Here is an 18,833-nt window from a genome sequence, read left to right as displayed (position 1 = left end):
CCAGGGCAAAGTCTACCGGCGTGCGCCGTCCTCCTGTGGTCCGTCCGGCCGAGAGCGGCGGGGAAGGACTCTCAGAGCGTCGCCCATGTCGGCCACTTCTGTGACCTTCATACCGGCCGGAACCTGTCCCGGGTCCCTCGGAACCAGGGCGTGCTTGAACCCGAGACGGTACGCCTCCGCCAGCCTGCGCTGGACCCCGGTCACCCTTCTGACCTCCCCGGCGAGGCCCACTTCACCGATCGCGACCAGGTTTTTCGGGAGCGGTGTGTCGCTCGCCGCGCTGGCGAGTGCCAGGGCGATGGCGAGGTCCGCGGCCGGTTCGGTGAGCTTCACGCCGCCCACCGTCGCGCTGTAGATGTCCCGCTTGCCGAGGGCGCTGATCCGGCCCCGCTGTTCGAGAACGGCCAGCATCATCGAGACACGGGAGGTCTCCAGGCCGGAGGTGGTGCGCCGGGGCGAAGGGATCTGCGAGTCGACCGTCAGCGCCTGCACCTCGGCGACGAGCGGCCGCTTGCCCTCCAGGGTGACCGTCAGACAGGTGCCGGGGACGGGCTCGTCACGGCGGGTGAGGAAGAGCCCGGAGGGGTCGGCCAGGCCCGTGATGCCCTCGTCGTGCAGCTCGAAGCAGCCGACCTCGTCCGTGGCGCCGTACCGGTTCTTGACGCCTCGCACGAGCCGGAGGCGTGCGTGCCGGTCGCCCTCGAAGGACAGCACCACGTCGACCAGGTGCTCCAGGAGGCGGGGTCCCGCGATCGCGCCGTCCTTGGTCACATGGCCCACCAGGAGCGTCGACATGCCGCGCTCCTTGGAGGCCCTGATGAGCGCGCCCGCGACCTCGCGGACCTGGGCCATGCCACCGGGCGCGCCGTCGATCTCCGGCGAGGCGACGGTCTGTACGGAGTCGAGGACGAGGAGGGACGGCTTGACCGCTTCCAGATGCCCCAGGACCGCCGACAGGTCGGTCTCGGCGGCCAGATACAGGTGGTCGTTGATCGCCCGGATGCGGTCGGCCCGCATCCGCACCTGGCTGGCGGACTCCTCGGCCGTGACGTAGAGGGTGCGGTGGTCGTCGCTCGCCGCCTTGGCGGCCACGTCCAGCAGCAGCGTCGACTTGCCGACGCCCGGCTCGCCCGCGAGCAGCACGACGGCGCCGGGGACGAGCCCCCCGCCGAGCACGCGGTCCAGCTCTCCGACCCCGGTCGAGCGGGCGGTGGCCTGCCGGCTGTCGACCTGGCCGATCGGCACCGCGGCGGTGGAGACCCGGCCGGCCGCCGTCGTGCGGACCGCGGGGGCGCCGCCGAACTCCTCGACCGTCCCCCAGGCCTGGCACTCGGGGCAGCGGCCGAGCCATTTGGCCGTCGTCCAGCCGCATTCGGTGCAGCGGTAGGACGGGCGGTCCTTCGCGGATTTCGTACGGGCAGCCATGGCGCCACCGTATAGGTGGGGTCTGACAGCTCCGGCCGTGGGCACTGTGGTCGAACATGTGCCCGATGCGCCAATTTTGATGGAATCCGGGATTCCTGTCCCCTTTCGAGGGAGACCGTCACCCGTAAGGATTAAATGCAGGAAAGTGCGGTCAGGGTTCCGCCCCTATCTGCCTACGGTCGCCCCGTGACGAGCAGCAGGCTGGAGACCCCCACACACCCCACCGACGCACACCGGGCGCACCGCCGTGCGGCCCGTCCTTCGGCGCAGCGACCGTCCGCACGGTACGAGCCGTATCTCGACGGCCTGTTCACCTACTGCCTCTCCGTGCTCTGCGATCACGAGGCGGCCACCGAGGCGCTCGGCTCGGTCCTGGCCATCGCCGAGCGGCAGGGCGGCCGGTGCCCCGCGGCCGAGGAGGAACGTAAATCCTGGCTGTACGCCCTGGCCAGATGGACCTGCCTCCGGGCGCTCACCGAGCAGCGCCGGGGCCGCCAGGCACACCGGCGCACGCCGCCCGCCCCGCGCACCGCACCCCACGAGGGCGCCCGCGCGTCCCGTCGCCGGTCCGCCCACGGCGCACCGGAGGAGGCCATCGCCCCCGGCTGCTCCACGGAGTCCCCGGTGGCCGAGGCGCGCCGGCGTGAACTCGCGCAGCTGGCCTGGCCCGAGGCCGCGGGCACCACCCCCGAGCAGCGCGAGGCGCTGGAGCTCGCCGTGCGCCACGGGCTCACCCCGCGCGCCGTCGCCGCCGTCCTCGGACTCGACCCCGGCAGCGCCCGGGAGCTCCTGGCGGGCGCGGCCTGCGAGGTGGAGCGCACCCGCGCCGCCCTCGCCGTCGTGGAGACGGGCGACTGCCCCTCCGTCGCGCGGCTCACCGGCGCCCATCAGGTGCTGCTCTCGGCGGCCCTGCGCCGGGAGCTCGTCCGGCACGTCGACGACTGCCCCCGCTGCCGCCGCGCCGCCGAGCGGGCCGGGGCGGCCGGCCCCTGGCCCGGCGCGACGGTCGCCCCGGCCGCCGCACTGCCGGTCGTGGAGGCGCCCCGCCCGTCGGTGCACGTCGCCCTGACCCACGCCCGGCGCTCCCGGTCCGGTGCCCCGCGCTTCGGCCGGACCGGCTTCCCGCTGGACCCCAAGGACCACGCCGCGCGCCGGGACCGGCTGCGCGCCCGGGTCGTGACCACGACGGTCGTCGCGACCGTCGTCGCCGCCCCGGTCATCGCCCTCTGGGCCGCCTACCGAGGTGCGCCGCTGACCGGCGAGGGCCGCGACACATCGGTCACGGCGACGGACGTGGAGGGCGAACCGAGTCCCGACGGCGATCCGTACGACCGTTACGAGAACGCGGGGAACGCCCGCCCCGACGGGCACGACGGCTTCGAGGAGGGCGCCGGCAGCCCGGACGTCTCGGCCGAGGTCATCAGCGCCGGCAGCCCGGACGGGGCGGCCTCGCTCGCGGTCTCGGCCCGCTCGTCCGGCAGCCGTACGACGATCACCCTGACCGCGACCGGCGACGAGGCCGTCGTCTGGTCGGCCCGGGCGGACGCCCCGTGGCTGCGCCTCAGCCGTACGTCCGGCACGGTCGCGCCGGGCCGGAGCGTCAGCCTCCATGTGTTCGTGAACAGCGCGGCCGAGCCCCGGGGCCCGTGGAGCGCCCGTGTCCTGTTCGCCCCGTCGGGGTCCGTGGTCGCGATCACCGGCTACGGGGCCACGGCCCCACGCCCCGGAAGCCCGCGGCCGTCACCGGATCCGTCGTCCGGGACCCCGAGCCCCGCCCCGTCCTCCCCGGCCCCGTCGGAGCCGACCCCCGACCCCACGGCGCCCACGGACCCCACCGATCCGCCGGACCCGACGCCCACGCCGACGGATCCGCCCACCGACGGACCGGGCTCTCCCGGTCCCACCCCCTCACCGTCCGGCGGCTCCACCGCGCCCGACCCGACGGAGCCGGGCGAGCCCTCCGGGCCCGTCGGCTGACACGGACGGCGCCCCGGTTCGCGGCGGAACGTTCGTGCGCCGCACACCAGGACGCCGTCGAGGAGACGGAAGCCGCCCCCGGAGGGGCCTGCCTCAGGCCGGATCGGCCGGATGCGGCGCCATCGGCAGCAGCGACGCCAGCCGCTGCTCGCAGAGCTCGACCAGCCGGTCGTAGGCCTCCTTGCCCATCAGCTCGGTGAGCTCGGGCCGGTACGACACATAGACCGGGTCACCGGCCCCGTGCGCGGACGTCGCCGAGGTGCACCACCAGTGCAGATCGTGACCGCCCGGGCCCCAGCCCCGGCGGTCGTACTCCCCGATGGAGATCTGGAGCACGCGCGTGTCGTCGGGCCGTTCGATCCAGTCGTACGTACGGCGGACCGGCAGCTGCCAGCACACGTCCGGCTTGGTCTCCAGCGGCTCCTTGCCCTCCTTGAGGGCCAGGATGTGCAGGGAACAGCCCATGCCGCCCGCGAACCCGGGGCGGTTCTGGAAGATGCAGGAGCCCTCCCAGCGCCGCGTCTGGCGCTCGCCGTCCTCGTCGACACCGACCCAGCCGGTCTCGGTGCCGACGTCGTGGAACTGCCACAGCTCCGGTGTGAGCCGCGCCACGTGCCCGGCGACCCGCTTCTCGTCGTCCTCGTCCGAGAAGTGCGCGCCCAGCGTGCAGCAGCCGTCGTCCGCGCGGCCCGCCTGGATTCCCTGGCAGCCGCTGCCGAAGATGCAGGTCCACCTGGACGTCAGCCAGGTCAGGTCACAGCGGAAGACCTGCTCGTCGTCGGCGGGATCGGGGAATTCCACCCAGGCCCGCGCGAAGTCGAGCCCCTTCTCGTCGGGGCCGTCCGGCCCGGCCGCCTCCCGCTGCCGCATCTCCTGCGTCGGCTTCTGCTTCTTCTTCGTGGCTTTGTCCGGCTTCGCCTTTTTCGTCTTTGGCACGTGCCCAGAGTAAGCCGCAGTAGCGTGCCCGTATGAGACTCGGAGTCCTCGACGTGGGGTCGAACACGGTGCATCTGCTGGTGGTCGACGCGCATCCCGGCGCCCGCCCGCTGCCCGCACACTCGCACAAGGCGGAATTGCGGCTCGCCGAACTCCTCGACCCGGAGGGGGCGATCGGCCCCGAGGGGGTCGACCGTCTCGTGACGACCGTGGCCGACGCCCTCCAGGCGGCCGAGGACAAGGGGTGCGAGGACGTGCTGGCGTTCGCCACCTCCGCCGTGCGTGAGGCGGGCAACGCGGACCAGGTGCTGGCCCGGGTGCGGGACGAGACCGGTGTCTCCCTCGCCGTCCTCAGCGGCGAGGAGGAGGCACGGCTGACGTTCCTGGCGGCGCGCCGCTGGTTCGGCTGGTCCGCGGGCAAGCTGCTGGTCCTCGACATCGGCGGCGGTTCGCTGGAGGTCGGCTACGGGATGGACGAGGAGCCCGACGCCGCGGTCTCGTTGCCGTTCGGCGCCGGCCGGCTCACCGCCGCCTGGCTCCCGGGCGATCCGCCGGACGCCACGGCCGTGAAGGCACTGCGCCGCCATGTCCGCGCCGGTATCGCCCGTACGGTCGGCGAGTTCACCCGGCTGGGGCCGCCCGACCGCGTCGTCGGCACCTCCAAGACCTTCCGGCAGCTCGCCAGGATCACGGGCGCCGCCCGCTCCGCCGAGGGGCTCTACGTGCAGCGCGTCCTCACCCGCAAGGCCCTGGAGGAGTGGGTGCCGAAGCTGTCGGCGATGCCCGTCGAGCAGCGGGGAAATCTGCCCGGGGTCACCGAGGGACGCGCCGCTCAGCTCCTGGCGGGTGCGCTCGTCGCCGAGGGTGCGATGGACCTGTTCGGGGTCGAGGAGCTGGAGATCTGCCCCTGGGCGCTGCGCGAGGGAGTCATCCTGCGCCGGCTCGACCATCTGCCCGCGGAGCAGGCCGCCCTGGCCTGATCCCGGCGGGCGCCCCTCATGGGCCTCGTCACTTTCAGCCGGGCTCCCTCGGACTCGCGTACCGCGGGCCCGTACCCTGTCCACGTGGCAGAACCAGTGGTGCGCATCCCGGATGCGAAGGTCGCCCTGTCGACGGCTTCCGTCTATCCGGAGTCGACGGCGACGGCCTTCGAGATCGCCGCGCGCCTGGGCTACGACGGTGTCGAGGTCATGGTCTGGACCGACCCCGTCAGCCAGGACATCGAGGCGCTGCAGCGGCTTTCGGACTATCACCAGGTGCCGATCCTGGCCGTGCACGCGCCCTGTCTCCTGATCACCCAGCGGGTCTGGTCCACCGACCCGTGGGTGAAGCTCCAGCGGGCCAGGGCGGCGGCGGAGAAGCTCGGCGCCTCGACGGTGGTCGTCCACCCGCCGTTCCGGTGGCAGCGGAACTACGCCCGGGACTTCGTCTCCGGCATCTGGCGCATGGCGGACGAGACCGACGTGCGCTTCGCGGTGGAGAACATGTACCCGTGGCGCTACCGGGACCGCGAGATGCTCGCGTACGCCCCCGCCTGGGACGTCAGCAACGACGACTACCGGCACTTCACCGTGGACCTCTCGCACACCTCGACCGCGCGCACCGACAGCCTCGCCATGGTGGACCGGATGGGCGACCGGCTCGCCCATGTCCACCTCGCCGACGGCAAGGGCTCCGGCAAGGACGAGCACCTCGTGCCCGGCCGGGGCGACCAGCCGTGCGCGGAGCTGCTGGAGCGGCTGGCCCGTACCGGCTTCGACGGCCATGTGGTCATCGAGGTCAACACCCGCCGTGCCATGTCCTCGGCCGAGCGTGAGGCCGATCTCGCGGAGGCGCTCGCCTTCACCCGGCTCCATCTGGCGTCGTCGGCGCGGACGCCCCGCCCGTGACCCCGGGTGCCGACGGCCCGTCGCCCCGGCGCCGGGGCCGCCCCTCCCGTACGGCGGGCGCCACCGGCCCCGACGCCAGGACCCGGATCCTGGAGGCGGCCCGCGAGGAGTTCGCCGAACGCGGCTACGACAAGACGTCGGTCCGGGGCATCGCCAGGGCGGCGGACGTCGACGCGGCCCTGGTCCACCACTACTTCGGTACGAAGGACGAGGTCTTCGCCGCGGCCATCGAGCTCTCCTTCGAGCCCGCGCTCGTCATCCCCACGATCCTGGGCGGCCCCTCGGAGGACCTGGGGGAGCGGCTGGCCCGGTATTTCATCGGCGTATGGGAGAACCCCGTCTCCAGGGCACCGCTCCTGGCGATCCTCCGCTCCGCGCTCACGCACGAGGCGGCGGCGAAGGTGCTGCGCGGCTTCGTCCTGCGCCGCCTGCTGGAGCGGATCGCGGCGGAGCTGGACGTGCCCGACCCGACCTTCCGCGCCGAGCTCGCCGCCTCGCACATGATCGGTATCGCGATCCTGCGCTACGTCATCCGGGCGGAGCCCCTGGCATCCACTGACCCGGAGAAGATCATCGCGATGGTGGCGCCCACGCTCCAGCGGTATCTGTGCGACGGCTGACCCGGGTCCTGCCTGTGTGACGGCTGTGCCGGTCCCATCACAACGATGTCGCGAGTCGGTACCGGCACCGGCCGTGGCCGGATCCGGATGGTTGGCTGTCCGGGATCATGCGGGCCGACGTACACGGCGTGCACAACGGGCGGGGGAGACGATCATGAACGAGTCGATCAGAGGCGGGCACGGACAGGACGGGCCGCCGGAGGGCGGCAGGGGCGCCACCGTGCCGCGCAGACGGCTCCTGCGGCTGGCCGGCGCGGGACTCGGCCTGGTGCTGGCCGGAGCGGTGACGACCGCGTGCGGGCCGGAGGAGGCCGACGCCTCCGGCGGCAACACCGGGGGCCCGAAGCCCGGCGGGAGCGGCAAGGGCGGCGGGGACGCGTTCACGACCCCGCCCGCAGGTACCGCCCCGCGCGCCCTGTGGCAGGAGAAGACCGACGTGGGCACCCTCGGCAACCACGAGGTGCTCGCCGTCGTGGGCGATGTCGTGCTGGTCGCCGGCGACCCCCTGGTGGGCCGGGACCTCGCCACCGGCAAGAAGCTGTGGTCGCTGCCGGGCGCCGCCCAGCCGGGTGCGCGGCTGATCATGGGCGGGGACACGCTCTACCTGGCCAGCGGCGAGTACGACGGCGATCTCGTGGGTCTCGACCCGGCCACGGGCAAGGAGACGTGGCGCAGCCGCCTGGAGGGGCGGTACAACCAGCCCCGGCCCATCGGCGCCGACACCGAACGCGTGTACGTGATCGCGGGCATCCTGGAGAAGGACCTCAGCTCCCGGACCAATGTGATCGCCGCCATCGACGTCCGTACCGGCAAGGCCGTCTGGAGCGAGAAGCGGGACACCGGGACCGACGAGTCCGGGCTCACCTCCGCGGTGCTCGGCGACCGCCTCGTCTACACCGACCTCCGCAAGAACCTGACCGTCCGCGACACCGCGACCGGGCGGCAGCTGTGGACGAAGAAGATCAGCAGGGCCAACTTCGAGAGGATCGCCGTCCACGACGGAGCGGTGGTCGTCTCGGACGGGCGGCACCTGAGGTCCTTCGGAGTGGACGACGGCACCGAGCGCTGGGCGCTGGAGACCGAGGAGTTCGACACCTTCAACGGGCCGACCGTCCTCGAAGGGGTGATCTACGCCTCGGACAGCGCCCACGCCCTGTGGGCCGTCGACCCCGCCGACGGCAGGAAGCTGTGGCACAACGCCGACGACCTGCGCGAGGTATCGGTCCCGCTCCAGTTCGCCAGGGTGGGGGAGACTCTGTACGGGGCGACGGAGTTCGGCAAGGACGGCGGCGTCCAGGCGTACGGCGCGCGGGACGGCAAACTCCGATGGACCTTCGGCGACGGCGCGGGCACGGAGCAGTGGTACGTGGTCTCCGGCGGCAAGCGGCTGGCCGCGCTGCACGCCGAACGCCTGATGGCGCTGCCGGCGGTGTGACGCGAGGGGCGGGGCCGGCGGGAAGGCTTCGTCCGACCACCCGTTGAGCATCACATCCCGCATTACGGACACCTTGTCCAGATCTTGGCACGGGGGGCGTACGCTCGGAGGCAGTCTTTTCTGTCGAAGGAGCGAGAGACGATGCCCCAGCTGAGGTCCCGCACTGTCACCCACGGCCGCAACATGGCGGGCGCCCGCGCCCTTATGCGGGCGTCCGGCGTAGCCAGCGAGGACATCGGCAAGCCGATCATCGCGGTCGCCAACTCCTTCACCGAGTTCGTCCCGGGCCACACCCACCTCGCCCCGGTCGGCCGGATCGTCTCCGAGGCGATCAAGGCTGCGGGAGCGGTGCCCCGCGAGTTCAACACGATCGCGGTGGACGACGGCATCGCGATGGGCCACGGCGGCATGCTCTACAGCCTGCCCTCCCGTGACCTCATCGCGGACAGCGTCGAGTACATGGTCGAGGCCCACTGCGCCGACGCCCTGATCTGCATCTCCAACTGCGACAAGATCACCCCCGGGATGCTGATGGCCGCGATGCGCCTCAACATCCCCACGGTGTTCGTCTCCGGCGGTCCGATGGAGGCCGGCAAGGCCACCCTCGTCGACGGCACGGTCCGCAAGCTCGACCTGGTCAACGCGATCAGCGACGCGGTCGACGAGAGCATCTCCGACGAGGACATCCTCCGCATCGAGGAGAACGCCTGCCCCACCTGCGGCAGCTGCTCCGGCATGTTCACGGCCAACTCGATGAACTGCCTGACCGAGGTGCTCGGCCTCTCGCTCCCCGGCAACGGCTCCGTCCTCGCCACGCACACCGCCCGCAGGGCGCTGTACGAGAACGCGGGCCGCACGGTCGTCGAGATCACCAAGCGCTACTACGAGCAGGACGACGAGACCGTCCTGCCGCGGGCCATCGGCACCCGCGCCGCGTTCGACAACGCCATGGCGCTCGACATCGCCATGGGCGGCTCGACCAACACGATCCTGCACCTGCTCGCCGCGGCCGAGGAGGCCGAGCTGGCGTACAACCTCGACGACATCAACGAGGTCTCGCGCCGCGTGCCCTGTCTGTCGAAGGTCGCCCCCAACGTCGCCCCCGGCGGCACGTACTACATGGAGGACGTCCACCGGGCGGGCGGCATCCCCGCCCTCCTCGGCGAGCTGCACCGTGGCGGTCTGCTCAACGAGGACGTGCACTCGGTCCACTCCGACACCCTCGCCGAGTGGCTGAAGACCTGGGACATCCGCGGCGGCTCCCCGTCGCCCGAGGCCGTCGAGCTCTGGCACGCCGCCCCGGGCTGCGTCCGCAGCGCCACCGCCTTCTCGCAGTCCGAGCGCTGGGACACCCTGGACCTGGACGCCGCGGGCGGCTGCATCCGCGACATGGAGCACGCGTACTCCAAGGACGGCGGCCTGGCGGTCCTCAAGGGCAACCTCGCCGTGGACGGCTGCGTCGTGAAGACGGCGGGCGTCGACGAGTCGATCTGGACCTTCGAGGGACCGGCCGTCGTCTGCGAGTCGCAGGAGGACGCCGTCGACAAGATCCTCCGTAAGGAGATCAAGGACGGCGACGTCGTCGTCATCCGCTACGAGGGCCCGCGCGGCGGCCCCGGCATGCAGGAGATGCTCTACCCGACGTCCTTCCTGAAGGGCCGCGGTCTCGGCAAGACCTGCGCGCTCGTCACCGACGGACGGTTCTCCGGCGGCACGTCGGGCCTGTCCATCGGCCACGCCTCGCCCGAGGCGGCGTCCGGCGGCACGATCGCACTGGTCGAGGACGGGGACCGGATCCGGATCGACATCCCGAACCGTTCGATCGAGCTGCTTGTCCCGGACACCGAGCTCGCCACCCGCCGCGAGGCACTGAACGGCGTGTACGCGCCGAAGAACCGCGACCGCAAGGTCTCGGCAGCCCTGCGCGCCTACGCGGCGATGGCCACGAGCGCCGACCGCGGCGCGGTCCGCGACGTCACCAAGCTCGGCTGACCCCCGGCTCCCCCGGCCCCGTCCCTGGTCTCACCAGTGGGCGGGGTCGTCCGCGTCCACGGCGAAGACGGACCCGTCCGGCGCGGTGCCGATGACGCTCCGGCCCAGGACGACGGGGGCGGGCAGGGACGACGCGTGGCTGAGCTTCCCGTCCCTCAGCCGGGGGCCCGTCTGGCCGAGCAGTGTCCCGCTCTCCGTGTCGACGGCGAGCAGCCGCCCGTCCGCGGCGGAGAAGTAGAGCCGGCCGCCCGCTCCGATGACCGGTGCCGAGGTCGTGCTGACGGCCGTCTCCAGCCGCCACCGCTCGGCCCGCCCGGCGCCCGGGCGGACGTCGACGGCCAGCAGTGTTCCGCCGCGCTCCAGGAGCAGGGCCGTGTCCCCGTCCACCACGGTCTCCGGTCCGTTCATCCGGAAGGGCAGCGCGATGCGGGTCGCGCTCGGCAGCACCGGGTCGTAGCGGACGAGCCCGGTGGTCTGCGCCTTCTCGTTCATCGACGTGAGCAGGAGCGCCCCGTCCGACGTCCCGGCGGGGGTGAGCATCCCGTCCAGCCTGCGCTGCCAGGCCGTCTCGCCGGTCTTCGCACCGATGGCCGTGACCAGGGTGGTGGACCCCTCCGCCGAGCTCTCGAAGGCGTAAGCGAGGCCGGTCCGTGGTTCGTGGAGCGCATAGCCCGGGCTCACATGTCCCGGGACGGCGCGCCGCCACCGGGATGCGCCGGTCGCCGCGTCGAGTGCCTGGAGCGTCCCGTCCTGGCGGACCGTCAGCAGGGTGTCCCCGGCCGGGAAGGGGGTGTCGAGGTACGCGGAGAGATCCTTGCTCCAGAGCTGAGTGCCCTCACCCGGTGAGTACGCCCGGACCTCTTCGCCCGCCACGACCGTGTAGGCCACGCTCCCGGACACCGCGCCCGCGGGGCTCGGGCCCCCGGATCCCTTCGACGCCGTGTCCCGGTGCGACCAGACCGGCCGGCCGTCCGACGGATCCAGCCGGACCGTGCCGTAGCCGGCGGAGACGCAGTACAGCTCCGCGGCTGCCCCCGTGGCGCACGACGGTGTCGAGCCGCCCCGCGACATCAGCGGTGTCTGCCACGGTACGGAGGCCGCCGCGCCCCCCTTCTTCGCGCCGGTCCCCGCCTCCGGCGCTCCGGAGCCGCCCCCGGCCCCGGCCGCCCAGAGGCCTCCGGCCACCAGCACCGCCGCCGCGGCGACGACCGCGGTGCCGTACCGCTTGCGACGGTCCTTCCCCGCCCCCGCGCCGGACGGCAGCCCATGCGCAGCCCGCACATGCGTCGTGCCCGCGTCCGCGTCCACGGACTCGGCGGCCACCGGCTTGCGCTGGACGGGTATGAAGGCGGCCGCCTCGTACGACGGAGGGTGCAGCGCGGCCATGATCTCGTCCGGGGTGGGGCGCTCACCGGGATCCTTGGCGAGGCAACGCCCCACCAGCGGCGCGAGATCCGCCGGCACCCCGGCCAGGTCGGCCTCGTCGTGCACCACCTGGTAGGCCACGAGGTACGGGCTGTCCGAGTCGAAGGGCCCCCGCCCCGTCGCCGCGTGGACCAGGACCGCCCCCAGCGCGAACACGTCCGCCGCCGGACCGACCTCGCGGGGCCGCTGGAACTGCTCGGGCGCCATGTACGGCGGCGAGCCGATCAGCTTGCCCGTCTCCGTGCGGAGATCACTGTCGTACGGCCGGGAGATACCGAAGTCGATGACCTTGGGCCCGGAGTCGGGGAGCAGCACGTTGCTCGGCTTGAGATCCCGGTGGATGACACCGGCACGGTGGATGTCGCGCAGTGCCTCGGCGAGCCCGGCCGTGAGCCTGCGGAGTTCGGCGGGGCTCATCGGCCCGTTCCGCTTCACCTGCGCGGCGAGCGTCGGGCCGGGGACGTACAGGGTGGCCATCCAGGGCAGTGCCGCCCCCGGATCGGCATCCACCACCGGCGCGGTGAACGCACCGCTCACCAGCCGGGCGGCCGCGACCTCCTGCCGGAAACGCGCCCTGAACTCCGGGTCCGCGGCGTGCTGGCGGTGCACCACCTTCACCGCGAGCTGCAACCCGGAGGGAGAGCGCGCCAGGTGTACGACACCCATGCCGCCCGCTCCGAGACATGCTTCGAGCCGGTACTGCCCGGCGTACTCAGGATGCTCCGCTTCCGGATGTGATCCGGTCCCTCGCAGCGGCGGCATCGCCCACCCCCGTGTGTTCGTGCGCAAGCGCGACGCACGGAGCCTAGTCGATGGTGCGTGCGAGGAGCGTGGGGCTTGTTAGCCTGCGCGTCACACGCATCGCTTTCAACGGGGGAGGCCCTCATGGGTGTTGAAGAGAACGCCGTCGGCACAGTCACCACGGACGAGTCGGACGCCGCGGGGGAGGTGACGACGCTCGCCGCGGGCACCGTCGTCTACCCGATCGCTCCCGGCTACCGAGTCAACGTCCGCAGGGGTCCCGGAACGCAGTACGGGATCGTCCGGACGCTGCCGTACGGGATGAGCGTCCCGGTGTACTGCCAGAAGCCGGGGGAGCAGGTGTCCGGTCCGTACGGAACCTCGAACCTCTGGGACAACATCGCCAACGGGCAGTTCGTGTCCGACGCCTACGTCAAGACAGGCAGTGACGGCTACATCGCTCCGCGCTGCGACTGACGGAAGAGGCACGCGTCCGGGGATAATCGATTCCGTGAGCGAGAACAGCGAAGCCCCCGGAACGCCCTCGGCCGCGCCTTCGGGCCCCACCGCACCAGGGCCGCAGCCCGAACCCCTCCGCTTCTTCGGCACGACCTGGGTCGGCCACGACGGGGGGTACGGGCTGCGGCGCGTGGGCGCCACCGTCGGCTCGCTCGTCGCGGCCGTGGCCGGGTGCTTCGTCCTGCGCTTCGCCTACCAGGGCCTGGAGATCGCCGAGGTCGGCAGCCTCGTCGGCATGCTCGTCGTCCTGATGTTCGCGGTCTGCAGCGCCATCGCCTTCCGCAAGACCTGGGAGGGCTTCACCCGCCGCCCCGCAGACCCGTCCCATGAGGACAGGCTGCGCGGCCTGAAGTCGATCGGCTTCATCGGCTCGCTGCTCGCCTACTTCATCCGCTCCTTCCAGGAGGCACCGGGCGAGAAGCTGCGGCGCACGGAGTACGAGACGGCGCTCGCCCAGTACGCGAAGCGCCGCTCCTCGCGGACCGGCAACCCGGCGGCCCGCAAGGGTGCCAAGGGTGCCCAAGGAAAGCGCGCCGGGCGCAGGTAGAGCTGACGCGTTCCACGCCCGCGTGCGCCGGAGTGCGTGCACGATGAACGCATGACCGCATCGACGCCCCGCGCCCTTTCCTTCGACAGCGCCGCCGCCCAGTACGCCGCCGCACGCCCCGGCTATCCGCCCGTACTCCTGGACACGGTCGAGGAGCTGGCCGGCCGTCCCCTCAAGGGCGCCCGCACCGTCGACATCGGCGCGGGAACGGGCATCGCCACCCGCTTGCTGTACGCCCGGGGCGCCCTGGTCACCGCCGTCGAGCCGGGCCCCGGCATGGCGGGAGAGCTGCGCCGGTCGCTGCCGTCGGTCCCCGTGGTCCGGGGCGACGGCAACCGCCTCCCCCTCGCCACCGCGTCGGCCGACCTGGTCACCTACGCACAGTCCTGGCACTGGACCGACCCTGCCCTGTCCCTCCCCGAAGCGCTCCGCGTACTGCGGCCCGGGGGTGCGCTGGCGCTCTGGTGGAACGTCGCCGACGAATCCGTCCGCTGGATCGCCGACCAGGACACCCGGCTGCGCCGCCACTTCGGCACGGACGACAGCGCCCACGGCACCCCGGGCGGTGCCGGCTCGCGGAACCTCGGGCAGCTGTCCGGCGGCGAGTTCACGCAGCGGCTGTTGCCGTGGTCCCGGACCGTGCCGGTCGACCTGCATCTCGCCAACCTCGCCAGCCACTCCGCGTTCCTCGTGCGCGGCGACGCCGGAGAGGCGTCCACCCGCCGGTTCCTGGACGAGGAGCGCGGGCAGCTGGCCGCCGTGTTCCCCGACGGCACGGTCGAGGAGCGGTACGTGGTCGAAGTCGCCCTGCTGATCCGCTGACAGCCCGGTCCGGGCGTGCCGCCTCCCTTGACGCGGCGCCTCCGGCAGGGTCAATATTCATCGCATGATGAATTCCCGGCGTACCACGGACGCGGGGGCCGTCGAGGCACGCGCCCTCACCGTCGTACGAGGAGACCGCACCGTCCTGCGCGGCCTCGACTTCACCGTCGAGCCGGGCAGGATCACCGGCCTCCTCGGCCCGTCCGGTTGCGGCAAGTCCACGCTCATGCGGGCCGTCGTCGGCACCCAGGGCAAGGTCACGGGCACACTCGACGTCCTCGGCCGCGCCGCCGGCCACCCCTCCCTGCGGGCCCGCGTCGGCTACGTGACGCAGGCCCCGTCGGTCTACACGGACCTCACCGTGCGGCAGAACCTGGACTACTTCGCGGCCGTGCTCCGGCCGGGCCGCGCCCACCGGACCGACCGCGCGGAAGCCGTCACCCGCGCCATCGGCGACGTCGACCTCACCAGCCACGCCGACGCACTGGCCGGCACCCTCTCCGGCGGCCAGCTCAGCCGCGTCTCCCTCGCCGTCGCCCTGCTCGACACCCCCGAACTCCTGGTCCTCGACGAGCCGACCGTCGGCCTCGACCCCGTGCTGCGCCGTGATCTGTGGGACCTCTTCCACACCCTCGCCGCCGACCGGGGCACCACGATCCTCGTCTCCTCCCACGTCATGGACGAGGCCGAACGCTGCCACCGGCTGCTGCTCATGCGCGAGGGAGCGATCCTCGCCGACAACACCCCCGACGCCCTCCGCATCCGTACCGGCTCCGCCACCGTCGAAGAGGCGTTTCTCCACCTCGTGGACGAGGCCGCCGCGGACGAGGCCGCCCGTCAGGAGACGACCCGATGAGCACAGACGCCCCCGCACTCTCCCCGGCCCGCACCCTCGCCACCGCAGGACGCGTGCTGCGCCAGCTCCGCCACGACCCCCGCACCATCGCGCTCCTGCTGATCGTCCCGGTCCTGATGATCACGCTGCTGCGCTACGTCTTCGACGCGGACGCGGGGACCTTCGACGCCATCGGCGCCTCGCTGCTCGGCATCTTCCCGCTGATCACGATGTTCCTGGTGACCTCGATCGCCACCCTCCGCGAACGCACCTCCGGCACCCTCGAACGCCTCCTCGCCATGCCCCTCGGCAAGGGCGACCTGATCGCCGGATACGCGCTGGCGTTCGGGACCGTCGCCGTAGCCCAGTCGCTCCTGGCCACCGCGATGTCCGTCTGGGTCCTCGGCCTGGACGTCGTCGGGTCCCCCTGGCTGCTGCTCCTGGTCGCCCTGCTCGACGCGCTCCTCGGCACGGCGCTCGGCCTCTTCGTCTCGGCCTTCGCCGCCTCGGAGTTCCAGGCGGTCCAGTTCATGCCCGCCGTGATCTTCCCGCAGCTGCTGCTGTGCGGACTGTTCACACCGCGGGACCGGATGCACCCCGCCCTCGAGGCCGTCTCCGACGTCCTGCCGATGTCGTACGCCGTCGACGGGATGAACCAGGTCCTCACCCATACCGACATCACCGCCGACTTCTACCGCGACATCCTGATCGTCGCCGGCTGCGCCCTGCTGGTCCTCTGTCTCGGCGCCGCCACCCTCCGCCGCCGCACCGCCTGACGGCGCGGTGCGAGGATGGCGGCCAACGACGAGCACCGCGTACCGCGCGCCGCCACCCGGAGGATGAACCGCATGACCCAGACAGTCGCAGTCCTCGGTACAGGAAAGATCGGCGAGGCCCTGCTCAGCGGCATGATCCGGGCCGGCTGGAAAGCCCGCGACCTGCTGGTGACCACCCGCACCACCGAGCGCGCCGAGAAGCTCCGCGCCCGTTACGGCGTCGAGCCCGTCACCAACGCCGAGGCCGCCAAGAACGCCGACATCCTCATCCTCGCGGTCAAGCCCCAGGACATGGGCAGGCTCCTCGACGAGCTCGCCCCGCACGTCACCGCCGACCGGCTCGTCATCAGCGCAGCCGCGGGCATCACGACCGGTTTCATCGAGGACCGCCTCGCCGCCGGCACCCCGGTCGTACGCGTCATGCCGAACACCCCCGTCCTGGTCGACGAGGGCATGTCCGTCATCTCCGCCGGCAGCCACGCCACCGCCGAGCACCTCGACCACGCCGAGGCGATCTTCGGCGGCGTCGGCAAGACGCTCCGGGTCCCGGAGTCCCAGCAGGACGCGGCCACCGCGCTCTCCGGCTCGGGACCCGCGTACTTCTACTTCCTCGTCGAGGCGATGACCGACGCCGGCATCCTGCTCGGCCTGCCCCGCGCCCAGGCCCACGATCTGATCGTCCAGGCCGCCATCGGCGCGGCGGTCATGCTCCGGGACAGCGGCGAACACCCGGTCAAGCTCCGCGAGGCCGTCACCAGCCCTGCCGGCACGACCATCAGCGCCATCCGCGAACTGGAGAACCACGGCGTACGGGCCGCCCTCATCGCCGCGCTCGAAGCGGCCCGGGACCGGAGCCGGGAGCTGGCGACCGGCAACGGCTGACCTGCCGGGCCGGGCGCCCTGGCGGGAAGTGGCCGGCCGGCTACTTCACCGCGGCCACCAGCTCCTCGCTGCGCACCACCCTCGCGAACCCACCGCCGTGCAACGTCACGGCGGTGGCCCGCGACAGCTCCTGCGCACTCAGCCGCCAGCCCCACGGCCCCACCGCGTCGAAGGTGTACGTCGCGTCGAGGGCGAAAAGCACCTCGTAGCCGAGATTGCCGCCCATGCGTGCCGTCGTCTCCGCACACATATTCGTCTGGATCCCTGCCACCACGATCTGCCGCACCCCGGTCTCACGCAGCCAGGCATCGAGATCGGGAGTCCCGTAGAACGCGGAGTTCACCGACTTCGTCAGGAACAACTCCGGCCCCAGGCCCTTTCCGCGCCGTTCCTCGACGTACTCCTTGAACGCGTTCCCCGAATACCCCTCCCGCAGTGGCGAGTCCTCCTTGGGCGAGTCGTGCCGCACGAAGACGACGGGCCGGCCGGTCGCCTGCCAGGCGTCGATCAGCGCCGCGATGTTCCGGTCCGCCTCCGGGTTGTCACGCGGTCCCCAGTACTCCTCCTCGAACCCCTGCTGCACATCGACGACCACCAGCGCTGCGTTCTCCGCGATCTCCATACGCACCACTCTCCTCCCGGCGACGGTCCGCCCACAGAAGCGGGAAAGTCATCGATCGATGGTTTACTGCCACGGTGCCCACCCCGCCGGACCGCCCCTGCCGCATAGCCCTGGTCGCCTTTCCCGGAATCCGCGCCTTCGACGTCTCCGTCATCACGGAGGTCTGGGGGGTGGATCGCACCGACCGCGGTGTGCCCGCCTTCGAGCTGCGGCGTGTGGCGAGCGACCCGACGCCCGTCCAGCTCCGGGGAGGACTGTCCCTCAACCCCGACCGCACCCTGGCCTGGCTGGCCCGCGCGGACCTGATCGTGGTCCCCGGACTCGACGACCACGTGACGCCCGCACCCGAGCCGGTGCTCGACGCACTGCGCCGCGCCCATACCCGGGGCACTCCCCTCGCGGCGCTCTGCGGCGGAGCTTTCACGCTCGCTCAGGCCGGGCTCCTGGACGGCCGGAGGGCTGTCACCCATTGGAACCTCACCGAGCTGCTCAAGGCGGAGCATCCCCGGGTGACCGTGATGCGGGACGCCCTCTTCCTCCACCAGGACAACATCTGGACCTCGGCAGGCACCGCCGCCGGGATCGACCTCTGCCTGCACCTGGTGCGGACGACCCATGGAGCCGAGGCAGCTGCGACGATCGCGCGTTCGATGGTCACGGCTCCTTTCCGCACAGGAACCCAGGCGCAGTTCATCGAGCACCCGACGCCCCGCGCGGACCGTGACGCGGACGCACTCGCCGAGGCCCGCGCCCATGCGCTGGCCCATCTGGCGGAACCGCACACGGTGACCGGGCTCGCCGCCCGGGCCGGCATGTCCGCCCGGACCTTCGCCCGCCACTTCCAGGCCACCACCGGTACGACGCCGATGCGCTGGCTGATCGCACAGCGCATCGCCGCAGCCCAGAAGCTGTTGGAACGGACCGACCTGCCGGTCCCGGAGGTGGCCCGGCGCGCAGGGTTCGGCAGCGAGATCACGATGCGCCAGCACTTCGCGACGCACCTGGCCACCAGCCCGCGCGACTACAGGCTGGCGTTCCATCACAGAGGCGGGCAGGACGAGGGTTGACACGTCCTGCCCCGATCCGTAGTGTGCTCCGAGTTGTCCGACGTGAGCGCCGACCCCGGTCGGTCCCCGGACAGCCATTCCGCAGTAACCACTCGAAACGAACGACGTCTGTCGTGCGTTAATGCGTGCACACGTGCGAAATGAGGAATCAGCGTTCGAAGGTGGCCCGATTAGCGTCGGGGCCGGGGATTCCGCTAAAGTCTCACTCGTCGGAACGGCCCAAGGGTCGGGAAGGCAAACCCCGCTGACTGGGAATCAGGCCCGAAAGGATCTGATAGAGTCGGACTCGCCGGAAAGGGAAACGCGAAAGCGAAGAACTGGAA

Annotated in this window: 17 protein-coding genes; 13 read left to right on the top strand and 4 right to left on the bottom strand. The window is 72.3% G+C overall.

Going from position 1 to position 18,833, the window contains the following annotated elements:
- Positions 1-12: 12 nt before the first annotated feature.
- Entirely contained in the window at positions 13-1,425 is a 1,413-nt protein-coding gene (gene radA / locus ACIBCU_RS14985) for a DNA repair protein RadA (RefSeq protein ID WP_399231712.1), read from the bottom strand.
- A gap of 135 nt (positions 1,426-1,560) precedes the next feature.
- On the opposite strand from radA, the gene ACIBCU_RS14980 reads away from it, so the two are divergent.
- Positions 1,561-3,402, top strand: a complete 1,842-nt coding sequence (locus ACIBCU_RS14980; protein ID WP_362927098.1) for a hypothetical protein — start codon at positions 1,561-1,563, stop codon at positions 3,400-3,402.
- Between the two features lie 93 nt (positions 3,403-3,495).
- On the opposite strand, the gene ACIBCU_RS14975 is transcribed toward ACIBCU_RS14980, so the two are convergent.
- Positions 3,496-4,338, bottom strand: coding sequence for a hypothetical protein (locus ACIBCU_RS14975; protein ID WP_362927097.1), 843 nt, complete (start codon positions 4,336-4,338; stop codon positions 3,496-3,498).
- 32 nt (positions 4,339-4,370) lie between these two features.
- Between ACIBCU_RS14975 and ACIBCU_RS14970 the strand changes: the two genes are divergently transcribed.
- The 5 genes from ACIBCU_RS14970 to ilvD all read left to right on the top strand — a co-directional run bounded on the left by ACIBCU_RS14970 (position 4,371) and on the right by ilvD (position 10,274).
- A complete protein-coding gene (locus ACIBCU_RS14970) occupies positions 4,371-5,318 on the top strand; it encodes a Ppx/GppA family phosphatase (RefSeq protein WP_399231709.1) in 948 nt (315 codons plus the stop codon).
- Between the two features lie 96 nt (positions 5,319-5,414).
- Positions 5,415-6,227, top strand: coding sequence for a sugar phosphate isomerase/epimerase (locus ACIBCU_RS14965; RefSeq protein WP_187355968.1), 813 nt, complete (start codon positions 5,415-5,417; stop codon positions 6,225-6,227).
- On the top strand, positions 6,224-6,847 hold the full coding sequence (locus ACIBCU_RS14960; RefSeq protein WP_362927094.1) for a TetR family transcriptional regulator: 624 nt from the start codon (positions 6,224-6,226) through the stop codon (positions 6,845-6,847). Before ACIBCU_RS14965 ends, ACIBCU_RS14960 begins: the two co-directional genes overlap by 4 nt.
- Before the next feature lie 154 nt (positions 6,848-7,001).
- Positions 7,002-8,282 carry a PQQ-binding-like beta-propeller repeat protein gene (locus ACIBCU_RS14955; RefSeq protein WP_362927092.1) on the top strand — a complete coding sequence of 427 codons (1,281 nt, stop codon included), beginning with the start codon at positions 7,002-7,004 and terminating at the stop codon, positions 8,280-8,282.
- Positions 8,283-8,423: 141 nt separating this feature from the next.
- The gene (gene ilvD / locus ACIBCU_RS14950) at positions 8,424-10,274 is read left to right on the top strand and encodes a dihydroxy-acid dehydratase (RefSeq protein ID WP_362927091.1); all 1,851 of its coding nucleotides are present in this window, start codon (positions 8,424-8,426) and stop codon (positions 10,272-10,274) included.
- A 30-nt stretch (positions 10,275-10,304) separates the two neighbouring features.
- On the opposite strand, the gene ACIBCU_RS14945 is transcribed toward ilvD, so the two are convergent.
- The gene (locus ACIBCU_RS14945) at positions 10,305-12,461 is read right to left on the bottom strand and encodes a PQQ-binding-like beta-propeller repeat protein (protein WP_399232305.1); all 2,157 of its coding nucleotides are present in this window, start codon (positions 12,459-12,461) and stop codon (positions 10,305-10,307) included.
- A gap of 123 nt (positions 12,462-12,584) precedes the next feature.
- Between ACIBCU_RS14945 and ACIBCU_RS14940 the strand changes: the two genes are divergently transcribed.
- From ACIBCU_RS14940 to proC, 6 genes are all read left to right on the top strand, one after another.
- Entirely contained in the window at positions 12,585-12,917 is a 333-nt protein-coding gene (locus ACIBCU_RS14940; RefSeq protein WP_399231705.1) for an SH3 domain-containing protein, read from the top strand.
- A gap of 34 nt (positions 12,918-12,951) precedes the next feature.
- A complete protein-coding gene (locus ACIBCU_RS14935) occupies positions 12,952-13,506 on the top strand; it encodes a hypothetical protein (RefSeq protein ID WP_362927088.1) in 555 nt (184 codons plus the stop codon).
- 51 nt (positions 13,507-13,557) lie between these two features.
- Positions 13,558-14,328 (top strand): methyltransferase domain-containing protein, encoded by a 771-nt coding sequence (locus ACIBCU_RS14930; RefSeq protein WP_362927087.1) that lies wholly within the window; start codon positions 13,558-13,560, stop codon positions 14,326-14,328.
- Between the two features lie 64 nt (positions 14,329-14,392).
- Positions 14,393-15,184: an ABC transporter ATP-binding protein gene (locus ACIBCU_RS14925; RefSeq protein WP_399231702.1), complete on the top strand. Its 792-nt coding sequence runs from the start codon at positions 14,393-14,395 to the stop codon at positions 15,182-15,184.
- Positions 15,181-15,939 (top strand): ABC transporter permease, encoded by a 759-nt coding sequence (locus ACIBCU_RS14920; RefSeq protein WP_362927085.1) that lies wholly within the window; start codon positions 15,181-15,183, stop codon positions 15,937-15,939. The genes ACIBCU_RS14925 and ACIBCU_RS14920 overlap by 4 nt, the downstream gene beginning before the upstream one ends.
- Before the next feature lie 63 nt (positions 15,940-16,002).
- Positions 16,003-16,821, top strand: a complete 819-nt coding sequence (proC, locus tag ACIBCU_RS14915) for a pyrroline-5-carboxylate reductase (RefSeq protein WP_362927372.1) — start codon at positions 16,003-16,005, stop codon at positions 16,819-16,821.
- A 40-nt stretch (positions 16,822-16,861) separates the two neighbouring features.
- On the opposite strand, the gene ACIBCU_RS14910 is transcribed toward proC, so the two are convergent.
- Positions 16,862-17,443 carry a cysteine hydrolase family protein gene (locus ACIBCU_RS14910; protein ID WP_362927084.1) on the bottom strand — a complete coding sequence of 194 codons (582 nt, stop codon included), beginning with the start codon at positions 17,441-17,443 and terminating at the stop codon, positions 16,862-16,864.
- A 74-nt stretch (positions 17,444-17,517) separates the two neighbouring features.
- On the opposite strand from ACIBCU_RS14910, the gene ACIBCU_RS14905 reads away from it, so the two are divergent.
- Entirely contained in the window at positions 17,518-18,510 is a 993-nt protein-coding gene (locus ACIBCU_RS14905) for a GlxA family transcriptional regulator (protein WP_399231699.1), read from the top strand.
- Positions 18,511-18,833 lie beyond the last annotated feature (323 nt).

The organism is Streptomyces sp. NPDC051064 (assembly GCF_044455985.1).
Classification (GTDB): Bacteria; Actinomycetota; Actinomycetes; order Streptomycetales; family Streptomycetaceae; genus Streptomyces.
The sequence above is the reverse complement of the archived record's forward strand: the minus strand, read 5'-3'. Positions and strand labels throughout refer to the sequence as shown.